Consider the following 17,266-nt stretch of genomic DNA (forward strand, 5'->3'; position numbering starts at 1 on the left):
CCTTGCTCGGAGCTTCCCTATGTAGTCCTGAGCCAGTCGATACTCCCAGGGTAAATACTGATGACCATCGCAAGGCAGTACACAGGCGAGCCCGCCAAAGCCATGCTCGGCCTGCACTTCGCTGCTTAGATAGCGGATCCAGGCCTCGTAGTTCTTCAAACCGTCGGGCTCGGTCAGGCAGGACCAGGGCAATACCATTTTCAGACAAGAGCGATCGTTATCGGCCTGCCCCTGCGGGGTGTTCATGACAAACAGGCTGTACATGGCGACCTCGGCCTGGGTCGCACTGGCGATAGACCAGATGAACTGCTCGTCCGGGAGGCTTTCGACAACCTGACGCCGGGTCGATGCAAAACCCGATGCGCTCAAGCGACGCATACGCTTGAACAGCTGCCATTTGAGTTTCGGCTTGAACGCGTCATAGAAGCGCGAAAAGCAGGCTTCGACCCGACGCTTCATCTCCAGCGTGTGGCCATTGCGGAAATACAGCGTGGTGATCAACCCAAGTCGAATGACGGGCGTCCCCAATTCAGAATCCATGGCGACCCGTTCGGATTGCTGCGCGACTCCGGCCAGTAGCCTCACAGCATCAGTTGTAGTGTCCGACATGCTCCGCCCTCCCTTTGATCGAGAGACGCGGATTTACGCTAACGCCTGCATGCCCTTTGCATGTTTCGATCACGCCCGACACAGACCTGCGCTCATGCAAGTCACGGCCCTGTCCACGCTCGTACACTTCAGCGGATCTGGCGATGACTTCAAGGCACATAGGCGCAAGATTCGGCAAAAACATGCAACCTTCCTCTCTTCTGATCTTTCCGGAAGCGAAGAGTGAAGGGAGTTTTCCCGCGGGGCAATACTCGGAAATTACTTTGGGAAATCAGCTACATGTATCAGGAAATGTCCTACCTGCCTCCTACAATATTTTGTCGGATCAAGGTCTGATCGGCGGCAACCGGCGGGGGCAATCGATGAGGACGGGTAAAAAGTCAGTAAACACACTGTATAAAAAGCAAGAATTGGAGTTAGGCTTTGTGGGAAAGACAACGGCCCGACCGAACCGGCAGGCGCTACGACCTGTCATCTCCGTCAGTAAGCCTTGCTGATTCTTAGCGTAGGGCTGAAGCGCAGCATGTCCAGACACACATCAACCAGTTGCTCGGCCTCTGCCGGCAATGAAAAGCTGTCTGGAACCAGCAGCCATTGATAAATGATGCCGTTTACGTAAGAAAACAGGGCGACTGCGGCACGGGCCGTGTCGAGATCTTTTGGAAGTTGCCCCTGACGTACGGCATTGTTCAGCCCCAGGGTGATCCGGTCGTGGCACTGTATGGCGTTGTCCTGGCGCTGACGACGAAAATCACACATCTCGTCAGTAAACTCGCATTTGTGAAACAGGATTTCATTGATGCGACGGGTTTTCGGGTCCAGTGCGAGCTCATGAAACAAATGAATCAAAAGATTTCTCATACAGCCCAGTGGGTCTTCTTCCTCTTCGCTCTGACTGGCCTGCGCCATTTCATCGAGTGGTTCCTGAAGACTGTCGAGCATTGCCTGGACCAGATCGGCCTTATTGTTGAAGTGCCAGTAAATGGCTCCTCGCGTCACACCAGCAAGGGTTGCGATGTCAGCCAGCGTGGTGCGGGCGACGCCTCGCTCATAAAAAGCCTGCTCGGCAGCCTCCAGAATCTGGCTGCGAGTGATCTGAGCTTCCTCTTTGGTGCGACGAACCATGGCAATAAAACCTCAAAAAATTTACCTCAGGCATGCGTCTGGTGGCAGGCCTGGAGATATGACCGGGCGGCATTTGTCTCGCCTTGTCCCGAATTGGCTGTCGGCACTGTGAATAGTGGCCGAATGCGCACAGCGGGTGTTTACAAACAGCCGCGAATGTAAGTATATTCCTTAGCATGCTACTTATCTAGCCGAAATATTTTTTAACACTTCAACGTACTGTTGAGACAACAGGCTCCTGCCCCGAGGATCTTCATGCAATTCAAGCCAGCTGTTACCGTTCTGGTCACTGCCGTCGCCCTGGCAACCCTGCTCAGTGGCTGTAGCAAGAAGGAACAGGCGGCCCCGCCTGCGCAAACCCCTCAGGTCGGCGTCGTTACCCTCAAAGCACAGCCCTATACCCTGACCACCGAGCTGCCAGGCCGGACCACCGCATTCCGCGTCGCCGAGGTACGCCCTCAGGTCAACGGCATCATTCTCAAACGTCTGTTTACCGAAGGTGGCGACGTCAAAGCCGGTCAGCAGCTCTATCAGATCGACCCGGCTGTCTATGAGGCCAATGCCAACAGCGCCAAGGCGACCCTGCAGTCTGCCAAGTCGATGTCTGATCGCTACAAGCAACTGGTCAGCGAGCAAGCGGTAAGCCGTCAGGAATACGACACTGCCCAGGCATCGACGCAGGAAGCTCAGGCCGCCTTGCAGACCGCCCAGATCAACCTGCGCTACACCAAGGTGCTGGCACCTATTTCAGGTCGTATCGGCCGCTCCGCAGTGACCGAAGGCGCACTGGTCAGCAGCGCCCAGACCGAAGCAATGGCAACCATCCAGCAGCTCGACCCGATCTACGTGGATGTGGTTCAGTCGTCTGCCGACATGCTCAAGCTGCGCAATGACCTGGAAAGCGGCAAGCTGCAGAAAGCCGGCGACAACGCGGCCAAGGTCAAGCTGACGCTGGAAGACAACAGCGTCTATGGCCAGGAAGGCAAGCTGGAATTCTCCGAAGTATCGGTTGACCAGACCACAGGCTCGGTCACCTTGCGCGCCGTATTCCCGAACCCGGAACATCGCTTGTTGCCTGGCATGTTCGTCCACGCGCAATTGCAGGCTGGCGTCAGCGCGAAAGCCATTCTGGCACCGCAGCAAGGCGTGACCCGCGACCTGAAAGGCACGCCGACCGCCATGATCGTCAACCAGGACAACAAGGTTGAAATGCGTACGCTGGTGGCCAACCGCACCGTGGGCAGCGACTGGCTGATCGAAGACGGCCTGAAAGAAGGTGATCGGGTCATTACCGAAGGCTTGCAGTACGTCAAACCAGGCGCCGAAGTGAAAGTCGCCGAAGCGACCAACGTCAAAGGGGCAAACCCGGCACCTGCCCCGGCCACTGATAAAGCCGCAGGCAGCAAAGGGGAGTAACCCATGTCGAAATTCTTTATTGATCGACCCATTTTTGCCTGGGTTATTGCCCTCGTGATCATGCTGGTCGGTGCGCTGTCGATTTCCAGCCTGCCGATCAACCAGTACCCGAGCATCGCACCGCCAGCCATCGGTATCCAGGTCACCTATCCGGGCGCCTCCGCTCAGACGGTACAGGACACTGTGGTGCAGGTGATCGAGCAACAGCTCAACGGTATCGACAACCTGCGTTATGTGAGCTCGGAAAGTAACTCCGACGGCAGCATGACCATTACCGCGACCTTCAATCAGGGTACCAACCCTGATACGGCGCAGGTTCAGGTGCAGAACAAGCTCAACCTCGCGACCCCGCTGTTGCCACAGGAAGTGCAGCAACAGGGTATCCGCGTGACCAAGGCAGTGAAGAACTTCCTGATGGTTATCGGCCTGGTGTCCGAAGACGGCAGCATGGGCAAGGAAGACCTGGCCAACTACATCGTGTCGAACATGCAGGACCCGATTTCCCGGACCTCCGGTGTGGGTGACTTCCAGGTGTTCGGTTCGCAGTACGCCATGCGTATCTGGCTGGACCCGGCAAAGCTGAACAACTTCCAGCTGACTCCGGTGGACGTGAAAAACGCGATCACCGCGCAGAACGTCCAGGTATCGTCCGGCCAGTTGGGTGGCCTGCCGTCCATCAGCGGCCAGCAGCTGAACGCCACGATCATCGGCAAGACGCGTCTGCAGACCGCCGAGCAGTTCGGCAACATCTTCCTCAAGGTCAACACCGACGGCTCGCAGGTTCGCCTCAAGGACGTCGCGACTGTCGGCCTGGGCGCAGAGAACTACAGCACCGACTCGCAGTTCGACGGTAAACCGGCATCGGGTCTGGCAATCAAACTCGCGACCGGTGCCAACGCACTGGACACCGCCAAGGCTATTCGCGCGACCGTTTCGTCGCTGGAGCCGTTCTTCCCGCCAGGCATGAAAGTCGTGTACCCGTATGACACCACGCCAGTGGTCAGCGAATCGATCAATGGTGTGGTGCACACCCTGATCGAAGCGATCGTGCTGGTGTTCCTGGTGATGTACCTGTTCCTGCAGAACTTCCGCGCCACGGTCATCACGACCATGACCGTACCGGTAGTATTGCTGGGTACGTTCGGCATCCTCGCGGCATTCGGCTTCACCATCAACACCCTGACCATGTTCGGTATGGTGCTGGCCATCGGCTTGCTGGTGGACGATGCGATTGTGGTGGTGGAAAACGTCGAGCGGGTCATGGAGGAGGAAAAGCTCTCCCCGCGCGACGCCACGATCAAATCCATGACCCAGATCCAGGGTGCGCTGGTCGGTATTGCGCTGGTGCTGTCGGCGGTTCTGCTGCCCATGGCGTTCTTCGGCGGCTCTACCGGGGTGATCTACAAACAGTTCTCGATCACCATCGTCTCGGCCATGGCCCTGTCGGTGGTTGTCGCCCTGATCTTCACCCCGGCGCTGTGCGCCACCATGCTCAAGCCTATCGACGAGAAGACCCACGGCCAGCCAAAACGTGGTTTCTTCGGCTGGTTCAACCGCACCTTTGACCGCAGCGTTCTGAGCTACGAACGTGGCGTCGGCAACATGCTCAAGCACAAATGGCCGGCGTATCTGGGCTATATCCTGATCTGCGCAGGCATGGTCTGGATGTTCATGCGTATCCCGGCAGCGTTCCTTCCGGAAGAAGATCAGGGCGTCATCTTTGCCCAGATCCAGACCCCGGCAGGCTCCTCTACCGAGCGTACGCAGGAAGTCATCGACAACATGCGTGAATACCTGCTGACCAAGGAAAGCGGTGCAGTGAAGTCGGTGTTCTCGGTAAACGGCTTCAACTTTGCGGGCCGCGGTCAAAGCTCGGCGATTGCGTTCGTCATGCTCAAGCCGTGGGAAGAACGTGATTCCAACAACAGCGTCTTCGAACTGGCCAAGCGCGCTCAGGGCTATTTCTTCAGCCTGCGCGACGCGATGGTGTTCGCGGTCGTTCCACCGTCTGTTCTCGAGCTGGGTAACGCCACAGGTTTCGACGTTTACCTGCAGGATCAGGGCGGCGTGGGTCACGACAAACTGATGGAGGCGCGTAACCAGTTCCTCGGCATGGCAGCGCAGAGCAGGATTCTCGCAGGCGTGCGTCCGAACGGGCTGAATGACGAACCGCAATACCAGTTGATCATCGACGACGAACGCGCCAGTGCGCTGGGCATTACCCTGTCGGACATCAACAACACACTGTCCATCGCGTTGGGCGGCAGCTACGTCAATGACTTCATCGACCGTGGCCGTGTGAAGAAGGTGTACATCCAGGGCGATGCGGGTGCCCGTATGACGCCTGAAGACCTCAAGAAGTGGTACGTGCGCAACAGCTCGGGTGAAATGGTGCCGTTCTCGGCCTTCGCCAGCGGCAAATGGACCTACGGCTCACCGAAACTGTCGCGCTACAACGGCGTGGCAGCAGAGGAAGTGCTCGGTACTCCTGCCCCGGGTTACAGCAGCGGCGAGGCGATGGCCGAGGTAGAAGCCCTGGTCAAGAAACTGCCGCAAGGTATCGGCATTTCGTGGACCGGTCTGTCCTACGAGGAACGTTTGTCCGGCTCGCAGGCCCCTGCCCTCTACGCGCTGTCGTTGCTGGTGGTGTTCCTGTGTCTGGCGGCGCTGTATGAAAGCTGGTCGATCCCGATCGCGGTCATCCTCGTGGTGCCGCTGGGGGTTATCGGTGCACTGATGGCAACCAGCCTGCGTGGCCTGTCCAACGACGTGTTCTTCCAGGTGGGCTTGCTGGTGACGGTGGGTCTGGCGGCGAAGAACGCCATTCTGATCGTCGAGTTCGCCAAAGAGCTGCACGAACAGGGCAAGAGCCTGGTCGACTCGGCAATCGAGGCGTGCCGCATGCGTCTGCGCCCGATTATCATGACGTCCATGGCGTTTATCCTCGGCGTTGTGCCGCTGGCAATCTCCACGGGCGCAGGTTCAGGTAGTCAACATTCGATCGGTACTGGTGTAATTGGCGGTATGATCACCGCCGTTATCCTGGCGATCTTCTGGGTGCCCCTGTTCTTTGTCTCGGTTTCAGGGTTCTTCAAGAGCAAGAAGAAACATATTTCACACGATGAGGCTGGCCAATGAGCAAGTCATTGATCTCTCTTGCAGTTACCGCGTTCATTCTCGGCGGCTGCTCTTTGATCCCCGAGTACAAGCAGCCGGAAGCACCGGTCGCCGCTCAATATCCGCAAGGGCCGGCGTACTCGCCGGTCGAAGGCGCCAAAATGGCTGCCGCGGAGCAAGGCTGGCGGCACTTCTTCAATGATCCGGCGCTGCAACAGCTGATTCAGACTGCACTGCTCAACAACCGCGACCTGCGGGTCGCGGCCCTGAACATTGACGCTTACCGTGCCCAGTACCGTATTCAGCGCTCGGACCTGTTCTCTGCTGTTTCGGCGACAGGTAGCGGTACTCGTCAACGCGTGCCAGCCGACCAGTCGCAAACCGGTCAAGCAGGCATCACCAGCAGCTATTCGGCAACGCTGGGTGTCAGCTCGTACGAGCTGGACCTCTTTGGCCGGGTGCGCAGCCTCAGCGAGCAGGCGCTGGAGACTTACTTCTCCAGCGAAGAAGCGCGTCGCAGCACCCAGATCAGTCTGGTGGCCAGCGTCGCCAATGCCTACATGACCTGGCAGGCCGACAAGGAACTGCTCAAGCTGACGCAGGACACCCTCAAGACCTACGAAGAAAGCTATCGCCTGACCTCGCGCAGCAATGAAGTCGGTGTTTCCTCGGCCCTGGACCTGAGCCAGTCACGCACCGCCGTCGAAAGCGCGCGTGCCAAACTGGCTCAGTACGAGCGTCTGGTTGCACAGGATCAGAACAGTCTGGTTCTGCTGCTCGGCACCAGCCTGCCTGACAACCTGCCGGCCAGCCACTTGCTGGATTCGGACATGCTGACCGAAATGCCGGCTGGCCTGCCGTCCGACCTGCTGCAGCGTCGTCCGGACATTCTGGAGGCCGAGCATACGCTCAAGGCAGCCAACGCCAACATTGGCGCAGCACGCGCAGCGTTCTTCCCCAGCATCAGCCTGACGGCCAGTGCCGGAACCAGCAGCAGCGAGCTGTCCGGCCTGTTCAAGGGCGGATCGGGTGCATGGCTGTTCCAGCCAAGCATCAACATCCCGATCTTCAACGCCGGCAACCTGCGCGCCAGCCTGGACTACTCGAAAATCCAGAAAGAAATCAGCGTCGCCAACTACGAGAAGGCGATTCAAACCGCCTTCCAGGAAGTGTCTGACGGCCTGGCTTCACGCAAGACCTACGACGAGCAGCTCCAGGCGCAACGTGACTTCGTCGCGGCCAACCAGGACTACTACCGTCTGGCCGAGCGTCGCTACCGGATCGGTATCGACAGCAACCTGACCTTCCTCGACGCCCAGCGCTCGTTGTTCAGCGCGCAACAAACGCTGATCACCGATCGTCTGTCGCAGCTGACCAGCGAGGTCAATCTGTACAAGGCCCTAGGCGGCGGCTGGTACGAAAGGACCGGGCAGACCGAAACCATCTCCAAAGAGAAGCCTTCGGTTCAGCTGTTCTGATTTAAAGCGGCACACAAAAAAACCACCTGATCAGGTGGTTTTTTTGTGGCCGAAACAAGCCTGCGATCAATGATCCTGATGCAGGTACTTGGGCTCTTTGGGCAGGCGCAGACTGAACAGAAAGGCCACAGCCATCATTACGGTCACGTACCAGTAGAAGCTGTTTTCCATCCCGGCACTTTTGAGTTTCAGTGCGACAAATTCGGCAGAACCGCCGAACACTGCGTTGGCAACCGCATAAGCCAGCCCGACACCCAGTGCGCGGACCTGAGGCGGAAACATCTCGGCTTTGACCAGCCCGCTTATCGAGGTGTAAAAGCTGACAATTGCCAACGCCAGGGTAATCAGCGCAAAGGCAATGAACGGGTTGGTGGTGGTTTTCAGGGTAATCAGAATCGGCACCGTGCACAGTGTACCCAGCGCGCCGAACCACAACATCGAATTACGACGACCGATGCGGTCCGCCAGCATGCCGAAAAACGGCTGCATGCACATGTACAGAAACAGCGCGCCGGTCATGATGTAGCTGGCGGTCTTGGCTTCCATGCCTCCGGTGTTGACCAGGTATTTCTGCATGTAGGTCGTGAAGGTGTAGAAAATCAGCGACCCCCCGGCGGTGTAGCCCAGCACGGTGATGAAGGCCGCTGCGTGATGCTTGAACAGTGCGGCAATACTGCCTGCGTCTTTGTCCTGACGGCTTTCGGCGGTAGTGGTTTCATTGAGTGTGCGACGCAGCAACAAGGCAATGACAGCGGCGGCCGCACCGATCACGAACGGGATACGCCAGCCGTAGTCACGCAGCTCTTCGGTGGTCAGAAACTGCTGGAGGATGACCACTGTCAATACGGCAAGCAACTGACCGCCGATCAGGGTGACGTACTGGAACGAGGCATAAAAACCGCGCTGCCCGCGCAAGGCCACTTCACTCATGTAAGTGGCCGTGGTGCCATATTCACCGCCCACCGACAGGCCTTGAAGCAGGCGCGCCATGAGCAGCAAGGCCGGTGCCCAGGCACCGATCGAAGCGTAGGTTGGCAAGCAAGCGATGATCAGCGATCCCGCGCACATCATGGTGACCGATATCAGCATGGAGTTCTTGCGGCCATGCTTGTCCGCCACACGGCCAAACAACCAGCCGCCAATCGGGCGCATCAGAAAACCAGCAGCAAACACGCCTGCGGTGTTGAGCAACTGTACCGTCGGATCATCGGAAGGAAAAAAGGCAGGTGCGAAATAGATCGCGCAGAAGGCGTAGATATAAAAGTCGAACCATTCGACCAGGTTGCCGGATGAAGCACCGACAATGGCGAAAATTCTTTTGCTTCGCTCCTCGCCGGTGTAATGCGGTGCTTTTGATGTTGTAGTCATTATTTTCCCCAAGCAGAACTGTCCATAAGAAACAATCTGTAACACCGTCTTTAATCGAGCACAATAAGTCAGAGCAATTCAGCCACCAGGAAAAATCGGCAGGGTTGAACATCCAGTGCCCGGACGAACAACAACCCGGATCATCGGCCCGCCTTTTCGTGGAGGCAGACAAACGATCCGGGTTGCTGGACAACAGGTTGAAACGGGAGCGCTTACCGCTCGATGGCCAGCGCAAGGCCCTGCCCTACGCCGACGCACATGGTTGCCAGGCCTTTGCGCCCCCCGGTTTTTTCCAGGTGGTGCAACGCCGTCAGCACCAGCCGCGCGCCGCTCATGCCCAGTGGATGGCCGAGCGCAATAGCCCCGCCGTTCGGGTTGACCTGCGGTGCGTCGTCCGCCAGGCCCAGTTCGCGCAGAACTGCCAGACCCTGGCTGGCGAAGGCTTCGTTGAGCTCGATGACGTCGAAATCAGTAACCGCCAGACCCAGCCGCTCGACCAGCTTGCGTACCGCAGGCACCGGGCCGATGCCCATCACCCGAGGCGCAACCGCCGCGCTGGCCATGCCCAACACACGGGCGCGTGGCGTCAGGCCGTGCTTTTTAACAGCGTCGGCCGAAGCCAGAATCAATGCAGCAGCCCCGTCGTTGACCCCGGAGGCATTACCTGCGGTGACAGTTTTGTCCGCGCCGTTGACCGGCTTGAGTTTGCTCAGGGTTTCCAGGCTGGTATCACTGCGCGGATGCTCATCCCTGTCAACGATGGTTTCGCCTTTTTTGTGCGCAACCCGTACCGGCACAATCTCTTCCTCGAAAAAGCCCGCAGCCTGGGCAACGGCAGTGCGCTGCTGGCTGCGCAGGGCGAAAGCGTCCTGATCGGCTCGAGAAATCCTGAAGTCGGTTGCAACGTTGTCGCCTGTCTCGGGCATTGAGTCCACGCCGTACTGTGCTTTCATCGCCGGATTGATGAAGCGCCAGCCAATGGTGGTGTCTTCCAACTTCATGTTGCGCGAGAACGCTGCATCAGCCTTGCCCATCACGAACGGTGCACGGGACATCGATTCGACGCCACCGGCAATCGCCAGCTCGATCTCGCCGGAAGCGATGGCACGGAACGCGGTGCCGATGGCGTCCATCCCGGAAGCACACAGGCGATTGAGAGTCACCCCCGGCACGCTCTCCGGCAGCCCCGCCAACAGCGCAGCCATGCGCGCAACGTTGCGGTTGTCCTCACCGGCCTGGTTGGCACAGCCGAAGAACACTTCGTCGATCTCTTCCCAGTTGACTGATGGGTTGCGCTCCATCAGTGCCTTGATCGGCACAGCGGCCAGGTCGTCGGCACGCACCGAAGACAGCCCCCCGCCAAAGCGACCGATGGGTGTGCGAATCGCATCGCAAATAAATACTTCACGCATCACGCTTCTCCTGCAACCTGACCATGAGCGGCGGCAGTCCGGGCTTCCAGATCACGCAGCGCCGTCAGCTCGACCTCGGTAGGCTCTTCGGAAACGACCACCGTGTCGGCAAAGCGGATCTCCCAGCCCGTGGCAGCAATCACCTGCTCGCGGGTCACGCCAGGGTGCAGCGTGGTCACAACGAACTCGTTGGTGTCAGCTTCCGGCTCCATGATGCACAGGTCGGTAATGATCCCCACCGGGCCGGCACCGGGCAGCCCCAGGCGCTTGCGCGAATCGCCGCCCTCGCCGTGGCCGACCGAGGTAATGAAGTCCAGCTTGTTGACGAACGAACGCCCCGACTGCTTGAGAATGATCAGCACTGACTTGGCCGAACCGGCGATTTCCGGCGCGCCACCGGCACCCGGCAAGCGCACTTTGGGATGATGATAATCACCGACAACGGTGGTGTTGATGTTGCCGAAACGGTCCACCTGCGCTGCGCCGAGAAAGCCGACGTCGACGCGCCCGCCCTGCAGCCAGTAACGAAAGATTTCGCTGGTGGATACCACCGTGTCGGCGGTTTCCGCCAACTCGCCATCGCCAATCGACAGCGGCAACACGGTAGGTTTGGCACCAATCGGGCCGGACTCGTAGATCAGCACCACGTCAGGTGCTGATGCCAGACGCGCCAGGTTCGCAGCCTTGGAGGGCAGACCGATGCCAACGAAGCACACCGAGCCATTACGCAGACGACGGGCTGCTGCAACGGTCATCATTTCACTGGTGGAGTAAGTCATTATTTGGCCTCCGAAGCGCGAGACAGCTTGCTCTGGAATTCACTGAAATCTGCGGTGCCGTGGATATATTCGTCAATCCACGCGGTGAAGGTTTCACGGTCCCGGGCAATCGGGTCCCAGGCCTGGTAGAACGGGTTGTCACGCTCGTAATAGCCGTGCGCATAGGAGGGGTGAGCACCACCGGGCACCAGGCACACGGCGCTCAATGCCCAAGTCGGCAGTACACAGGAATTCATCGGCGCTTGCAGGTCATCGACAATTTCTTCCACCGTCACAATGCATCGCTTCGCAGCCAGCGCGGCCTCTTTCTGCGCGCCGAGAATCCCCCACAGCAGCACGTTGCCTTTGCGGTCGGCTTTCTGCGCATGGATAACAGTCACATCCGGGCGTACCGATGGCACAGCCGCCAGCACCTCACCGGTAAACGGGCAGGTTACCGTCTTGATCAGCGGGTTGACCTTGGGCAGGTCGGACCCGGCGTAGGCGCGCAGCACTGCGAACGGCAGGCCCGACGCACCAGCCACGTAGGCGTTGGCGAGGTCGGCATGGCTGTGCTCTTCGATTTCCATCGCGCGCGGCCATTGCTTTTCAACCGCATCACGCAGACGGTGTAGAGAACCGACGCCGGGGTTGCCGCCCCACGAAAAAATCAGACGCTTCGCACAACCGGCACCGATCAACTGGTCGTAGATCAGGTCAGGCGTCATGCGCACAAGGGTCAGGTCTTTTTTACCCTGACGGATAATTTCATGACCAGCGGCCGTGGGGATCAAATGCGTGAAGCCTTCCAACGCAACGATGTCGCCATCGTTGACCAGTTGCTTCACCGCATCGCGTAGAGAAAGAATGTCTGCCATGAGGTGCTCCGAACCCAACATCACGTTCAATGAACAGCGCGAAGACCTGCGCCGGAATGAAAATGAGGTTATGCCTGAGCAGACAGGCAGACAATCCGATAATCGACTAACCGTTCGGTAACCGAACAAATTCAGCTAACTAACAATCGCTCACGAGCTTGGATAACCAAGCCCGTTTAACCATACCCAAGCAAACAAGGTCAGGTAAACAGCTGCGTACTCAGGTCGCGACTGGCGTCGAGCATGATCGGCAGAAAGCGCTGTTCCAGCTCGCTGCGTGCCACGCGCCCGGCGCTGGTACTGACATTCAGCGCAGCCAGCACCTGACCCGAAGCATCATAGACCGGCACGGCAATCGAGCGCAGCCCCTGTTCCAGTTCCTGATCGACAATACACCAGCCTTGTTGACGAACCAGTTGCAGACACTCGAGCAGCGCTTCCGGCGTGCGAATGGTACGGCTGGTCTTGGGCTGCAGATCGACATGATCAAGGTATTCATGCAACGACACATCATCCAGCGCGGCCAGCAGAATTCGGCCCATGGACGTGCAATATGCCGGAAGGCGGCCGCCCACCGAGAGGTCGACCGAGATCAATCGCTGCGTGGTCGCCGAGCGCGCTATATAAAGGATGTCGTCACCTTCCAGCGTGGCCATGTTGCATGCCTCGTGCAACTGATCGCTCATACGGTCCAGATACGGCTGCGAAGAGGTCGCCAGAGGCGTCGATGACAGATAGGCGTGGCCCAGGGTCAGCACTTTGGGCAGCAGCGAGTACGTACGACCATCGGTGGTCGCGTAACCCAGTTTGATCAACGTATGCAGACAGCGGCGCACTGCCGCCCGGGGAATTTCCGTCCGGTGGCTGATCTGTGCAATGGTCAGGTGCCGCTTGCGCTCCTGAAAAGCATGAATAACGGCAAGCCCGCGCGCCAGCGAAGTCATGAAATCCGGGTCGCCGGTCAGCGCCTGAATGCGCTTTGCGGGTGACGCCACGATGGGCGGTGCCAATGAGGCAAAAGATTTACGCAGTTCATCGTTCATTGACACACCCTCTGTAACTCCCTTCAGCCCCTGTGGAGCGCAGGTTTCAGGTCTATTGGAAGCAGTGAAGACAGCCTCTGCTTGTGCGATTATCGAACAGGTGGCCGATAATCGCAATTGACCCGCCGTAAATATACTTATACCTTTACCTCTGCCACGAAGTGACTTCTTGGAAATTACTGGTCAGGTACCCACTGAGAAGTCCAAGGCAGCGGCCTTGCTCACCAAGCAAGGCCGTTTTCATTGCGGCAGCGCCTGCTGCGCATGAACACGCCCCGCCTGTCGAACCCCCGCATCACAACTCCAGATATCGTGCATATAAACTCTCTGAATTCCATCGTCAGGGTTTTGTCACCAGGTGTGTAAAATTTGTTTTATAAAAGTTCCGTCATATAAATGGCTCACTAAAACTTCGGAACAATCGTACAAAAAAACCAGACCTGTGAACTTATTCAACCTCTGTTGTTGACGTAACAGAACTTCTTGGAGATAGTATCCATCAGTGGGTTGGCAACACCCTCGCAAACGATTGATCCGTTCACCCGATTTCTGCCTCGATTATCCCGTCGAAGCGCTGTCACGGTGCACCATCGCCGCGCGATCAAAGGGAAGCCTGCCAGCGCAAGCCTTGCGCTTGAAATCACACACATGTCGCTACGACAGCTGTTTCTCTGATGTACGTAGCCGTAGGCAATAACAGGATGCTCCGCAACCTCTTCGGGTAATGGCCCGAGCAGGTCTCTGGCTGTATCTGGTATACAGTCCGAATGGCGTGAACATACTTGCATTGTTTTGCGTCATCACCAGAACTCAATCGACTCGATCAGGTATTACAGTGACTAAAGATGAACTGCGCGCGGAACTTGAGCGCCAGGAACAACGTTACAAGGATGTCTACGGCGGTGAAATCACCACCTACGCCGCGCAACCGGAACCGGAACGCAAGCCCTGGCGCAAAAGAGCCAGCCTGCTGGACCAGGCGTTCAAGCAAGAATTGCAAAAAATGGAAGAAGGCCTGAAAGAAGAGCCGTGACATCGCGGGTCTCATGATCCCCGACTGCTCATCTCTGCCTTCCTGCCCCTGGAATTACCCGCCTTACAGCCTCATTGAGTATTCAACGGGGCGGCGCTCATGCGTCTTTTTTTTGGTTTGAGGCGACACCTCGCAGTGACGACAAGTCGTTCGGTATTTTTTCTGTCATAATCGCGCCCCCTTCAGACCCGGTCAGAAAACCTACATGATCGATTTATTCAGCGGGCTTGATGCCTGGGTGCTTGTGAGCCTTTTGCTCGCCCTGGCTTTTGTCCTCACCTTCGAGTTCATCAACGGCTTTCATGACACCGCCAACGCGGTGGCGACAGTCATTTACACCAAAGCCATGCCGCCTCATCTGGCCGTGTTCTTCTCTGGTGTATTCAACTTCCTCGGCGTGCTGCTGGGCGGTGTGGGTGTTGCCTACGCAATCGTCCATCTGCTGCCGGTCGAACTGCTCATCAACGTCAACACCGGACATGGCCTGGCCATGGTGTTCTCGCTGCTGGCGGCGGCCATTACCTGGAACCTCGGTACCTGGTACTTCGGCATCCCGGCCTCCAGCTCGCACACCTTGATCGGTTCGATACTCGGTGTCGGTCTGGCCAATGCACTGATCAACGGCATCCCGTTGGCCGACGGCGTCAACTGGCAGAAAGCGATCGACATTGGCGCTTCGCTGGTGTTCTCGCCGCTGGCCGGCTTCATCGTTGCAGGCCTGGTGCTGGTTGCGCTGAAATGGTGGCGCCCGCAGTCGAAGATGCATAAAACCCCGGACCAGCGTCGCAAGCTGGACGACAAAAAGCACCCGCCATTCTGGAACCGCCTGGTGCTGGTCATTTCCGCAATGGCGGTCAGCTTCGTACATGGTTCGAACGACGGCCAGAAAGGCATCGGCCTGATCATGCTGGTGTTGATCGGCATCGTGCCCAGCCAGTTTGTATTGGACCTGACCAGCACGACCTACCAGATCGAACGCACCCGCGATGCTACCCAGCATCTGAGCCAGTTCTATCAACGCAACAGCAGCACGCTGGGCGAATATCTGGCCATGGGCAAAGCTGAAAAAGGCGACCTGCCGTCCAGCTCTGCCTGTAATCCAAAGCAGACCGAACCCACCATCGACGCGCTGCTCGACCGCCTCAAAGGCGTCTCCGACTACCACTCGCTGGCTCCTGAAAGCCGCATCGAAGTGCGCCGCTATCTCTTGTGCCTGGACGACACGGCCCGCAAGGTCGGCAAACTTCCAGACCTGTCAGCGCGTGAAAAATCCGATCTGGAGAAACTTCGCAAGGACCTGACCACCACCACAGAATACGCACCGTTCTGGGTAATTCTGGCGGTCGCACTGGCACTGGGCATCGGCACCATGGTTGGCTGGAAACGCGTGGTACTGACGATCGGCGAGAAGATCGGCAAGCAAGGCATGACTTACGCACAGGGCATGTCGGCGCAAATCACCACCGCCTGCGCAATCGGTCTGGCTAACGTGTTCAGTCTGCCGGTTTCCACCACCCACATCCTGTCATCAGGCGTTGCCGGGACCATGGTAGCCAACAAGAGCGGCCTGCAAGGCGGAACGGTTCGCACCATCCTGCTGGCCTGGGTGCTGACCCTGCCTGCAACGGTCGCCTTGTCCGCAGCGCTGTTCTGGCTGGCCTCCAAGGCACTGTCCTGACTCAGAGCCCTTCAGGTGGTGCAGCCTTGCACTGCCTGAAGGGCTTGATTCACCCCTCTCCCTCCACACCTTTCTCGACAAGCCTTTCAGCGGGCATTTCCGATTGCTGCAACTCACGCCATAGCGCTGCTGCACCGTCGAAATCGGCACCGTTTTCCGGAGTCAGGGCGGCGGGGTCATAGCGGCTGAGACAGCCCTCGCCAAGCGTGGCGGGAGCGGTGGATGTGGCTTTTTCGAAAGGATCGGTCATTGGCTGTCACCCTGAGCGTTGCACCATTGCCGACGAGCCAGGTCGGGAGCGCGACAGGCGCACTCCCGAAAAGATAGATCAGTCGCAGACGACTGTCTTGTTGTCGTGTACCAGAACACGGTCTTCCAGATGAGCGCGCAGGCCGCGGGCCAATACCATCTTTTCCACGTCGCGACCGAAGCGCACCATGTTTTCGATGCTGTCGCGATGGCTGACGCGCACCACATCCTGCTCGATGATCGGGCCGGCATCGAGCTCTTCGGTCACATAGTGACAGGTCGCGCCAATCAGCTTGACGCCACGCAACGACGCCTGATGATAAGGCTTGGCGCCGACGAAGGATGGCAGGAAGCTGTGGTGAATGTTGATCACCTGATGGGCATATTCACGGCACAGCTGTGGCGGCAGAATTTGCATGTAACGCGCAAGGACCACAACGTCCGCCTGATGATGCCCGACCAGACGCGAGACTTCGGCAAATGCAGGCTCCTTGTCTTTCGGGTCCACCGGGACATGGTAATAAGGAATGTCATGCCACTCGACCATGCTGCGCAGGTCCTGATGGTTTGAAATCACACAGGCTATGTCACAGTCGAGTTCGTCGCTGTGCCAACGGTGCAGCAGATCGGCCAGACAGTGCGATTCGCGGCTTGCCATGAGCACGACGCGCTTCTTCTGCGCCGAGTCGGTGATGCGCCAGTCCATCGAAAACTCTTCCGCGATCGGCGTGAACGCTTCACGGAACCCGTCCAGGTCAAAAGGCAGGGTGTCGGCACGTATTTCGTGACGCATGAAAAACCAGCCGCTGAGATTGTCCGAATGATGACTCGCTTCGGTGATCCAGCCGTTATGGGACGCCAGAAAGTTACTGACTTTGGCAACGATGCCTACACGGTCCGGGCAAGCAATCACCAGACGAAAAGTGCGCATTGGGGGAAACTCCAGAACTTCGCAAAGCCGCTATTCTAGCGGCTGCGCAGCAAAACTGCAGTATCTTTGCTGCCTGAATGTGCAGGCAGAAAAGGACACCGCCCAGGCAAAAGATTGCACCGTGCCAGTATCGACTTTTACCACCCGCGACGCCTAAGGATTCTCCGATCA

The 17,266-nt window shown here is 58.1% G+C and carries 14 protein-coding genes; 5 read left to right on the top strand and 9 right to left on the bottom strand.

Annotated elements, in window-relative coordinates:
• The coding region (locus tag ALO64_RS13660; RefSeq protein ID WP_157058658.1) for a type VI immunity family protein at positions 1–609 on the bottom strand (609 nt) is incomplete at its 3' end.
• A gap of 480 nt (positions 610–1,089) precedes the next feature.
• On the bottom strand, positions 1,090–1,734 hold the full coding sequence (gene pmeR / locus ALO64_RS13665) for an auxin-lysine conjugate-binding transcriptional regulator PmeR (RefSeq protein ID WP_044344957.1): 645 nt from the start codon (positions 1,732–1,734) through the stop codon (positions 1,090–1,092).
• Between the two features lie 255 nt (positions 1,735–1,989).
• Here pmeR and ALO64_RS13670 point away from each other — a divergent pair, with 255 nt between their 5' ends.
• The 3 genes from ALO64_RS13670 to ALO64_RS13680 are packed head-to-tail and all read left to right on the top strand — an operon-like array spanning position 1,990 to position 7,745.
• A complete protein-coding gene (locus ALO64_RS13670; RefSeq protein WP_002554959.1) occupies positions 1,990–3,150 on the top strand; it encodes an efflux RND transporter periplasmic adaptor subunit in 1,161 nt (386 codons plus the stop codon).
• Positions 3,151–3,153: 3 nt separating this feature from the next.
• Entirely contained in the window at positions 3,154–6,288 is a 3,135-nt protein-coding gene (locus ALO64_RS13675; protein ID WP_044344956.1) for an efflux RND transporter permease subunit, read from the top strand.
• A complete protein-coding gene (locus ALO64_RS13680; RefSeq protein ID WP_044344955.1) occupies positions 6,285–7,745 on the top strand; it encodes an AdeC/AdeK/OprM family multidrug efflux complex outer membrane factor in 1,461 nt (486 codons plus the stop codon). The genes ALO64_RS13675 and ALO64_RS13680 overlap by 4 nt, the downstream gene beginning before the upstream one ends.
• 66 nt (positions 7,746–7,811) lie before the next feature.
• Here the strand turns inward: ALO64_RS13680 and ALO64_RS13685 are convergent, their stop codons facing one another.
• From ALO64_RS13685 to pcaR, 5 genes are all read right to left on the bottom strand, one after another.
• Positions 7,812–9,113 carry an MFS family transporter gene (locus tag ALO64_RS13685; protein WP_002554962.1) on the bottom strand — a complete coding sequence of 434 codons (1,302 nt, stop codon included), beginning with the start codon at positions 9,111–9,113 and terminating at the stop codon, positions 7,812–7,814.
• A 212-nt stretch (positions 9,114–9,325) separates the two neighbouring features.
• Positions 9,326–10,528 carry a 3-oxoadipyl-CoA thiolase gene (gene pcaF / locus ALO64_RS13690; RefSeq protein ID WP_174517442.1) on the bottom strand — a complete coding sequence of 401 codons (1,203 nt, stop codon included), beginning with the start codon at positions 10,526–10,528 and terminating at the stop codon, positions 9,326–9,328.
• On the bottom strand, positions 10,525–11,307 hold the full coding sequence (locus tag ALO64_RS13695; protein ID WP_174517443.1) for a CoA-transferase subunit beta: 783 nt from the start codon (positions 11,305–11,307) through the stop codon (positions 10,525–10,527). The genes pcaF and ALO64_RS13695 overlap by 4 nt, the downstream gene beginning before the upstream one ends.
• Positions 11,304–12,161: a CoA transferase subunit A gene (locus ALO64_RS13700; protein WP_044344958.1), complete on the bottom strand. Its 858-nt coding sequence runs from the start codon at positions 12,159–12,161 to the stop codon at positions 11,304–11,306. The genes ALO64_RS13695 and ALO64_RS13700 overlap by 4 nt, the downstream gene beginning before the upstream one ends.
• Before the next feature lie 200 nt (positions 12,162–12,361).
• On the bottom strand, positions 12,362–13,204 hold the full coding sequence (gene pcaR, locus ALO64_RS13705) for a pca regulon transcriptional regulator PcaR (RefSeq protein ID WP_003363842.1): 843 nt from the start codon (positions 13,202–13,204) through the stop codon (positions 12,362–12,364).
• Between the two features lie 835 nt (positions 13,205–14,039).
• Here pcaR and ALO64_RS13710 point away from each other — a divergent pair.
• Both ALO64_RS13710 and ALO64_RS13715 read left to right on the top strand, forming a co-directional pair.
• Positions 14,040–14,237, top strand: a complete 198-nt coding sequence (locus tag ALO64_RS13710) for a hypothetical protein (RefSeq protein ID WP_002554967.1) — start codon at positions 14,040–14,042, stop codon at positions 14,235–14,237.
• Between the two features lie 205 nt (positions 14,238–14,442).
• Positions 14,443–15,915, top strand: coding sequence for an inorganic phosphate transporter (locus ALO64_RS13715; protein WP_002554968.1), 1,473 nt, complete (start codon positions 14,443–14,445; stop codon positions 15,913–15,915).
• 49 nt (positions 15,916–15,964) lie between these two features.
• Here the strand turns inward: ALO64_RS13715 and ALO64_RS13720 are convergent, their stop codons facing one another.
• Both ALO64_RS13720 and purU read right to left on the bottom strand, forming a co-directional pair.
• Positions 15,965–16,165, bottom strand: a complete 201-nt coding sequence (locus tag ALO64_RS13720; protein WP_002554969.1) for a hypothetical protein — start codon at positions 16,163–16,165, stop codon at positions 15,965–15,967.
• Positions 16,166–16,243: 78 nt separating this feature from the next.
• Entirely contained in the window at positions 16,244–17,095 is an 852-nt protein-coding gene (gene purU, locus ALO64_RS13725) for a formyltetrahydrofolate deformylase (RefSeq protein ID WP_044344952.1), read from the bottom strand.
• Between the last annotated feature and the right edge of the window lie 171 nt (positions 17,096–17,266).

It is taken from the genome of Pseudomonas meliae, assembly GCF_001400515.1.
GTDB classification, from domain to species: domain Bacteria; phylum Pseudomonadota; class Gammaproteobacteria; order Pseudomonadales; family Pseudomonadaceae; genus Aquipseudomonas; species Aquipseudomonas amygdali.

What these genes read in the sequence shown, in the direction of transcription:
- pmeR (WP_044344957.1), bottom strand. Translation starts at nt 1,734, where the DNA reads ATGGTTCGTCGCACCAAAGAGGAAGCTCAGATCACTCGCAGCCAGATT.
- ALO64_RS13670 (WP_002554959.1), top strand. Translation starts at nt 1,990, where the DNA reads ATGCAATTCAAGCCAGCTGTTACCGTTCTGGTCACTGCCGTCGCCCTG.
- ALO64_RS13675 (WP_044344956.1), top strand. Translation starts at nt 3,154, where the DNA reads ATGTCGAAATTCTTTATTGATCGACCCATTTTTGCCTGGGTTATTGCC.
- ALO64_RS13680 (WP_044344955.1), top strand. Translation starts at nt 6,285, where the DNA reads ATGAGCAAGTCATTGATCTCTCTTGCAGTTACCGCGTTCATTCTCGGC.
- ALO64_RS13685 (WP_002554962.1), bottom strand. Translation starts at nt 9,113, where the DNA reads ATGACTACAACATCAAAAGCACCGCATTACACCGGCGAGGAGCGAAGC.
- ALO64_RS13700 (WP_044344958.1), bottom strand. Translation starts at nt 12,161, where the DNA reads ATGGCAGACATTCTTTCTCTACGCGATGCGGTGAAGCAACTGGTCAAC.
- pcaR (WP_003363842.1), bottom strand. Translation starts at nt 13,204, where the DNA reads ATGAACGATGAACTGCGTAAATCTTTTGCCTCATTGGCACCGCCCATC.
- ALO64_RS13715 (WP_002554968.1), top strand. Translation starts at nt 14,443, where the DNA reads ATGATCGATTTATTCAGCGGGCTTGATGCCTGGGTGCTTGTGAGCCTT.
- ALO64_RS13720 (WP_002554969.1), bottom strand. Translation starts at nt 16,165, where the DNA reads ATGACCGATCCTTTCGAAAAAGCCACATCCACCGCTCCCGCCACGCTT.
- purU (WP_044344952.1), bottom strand. Translation starts at nt 17,095, where the DNA reads ATGCGCACTTTTCGTCTGGTGATTGCTTGCCCGGACCGTGTAGGCATC.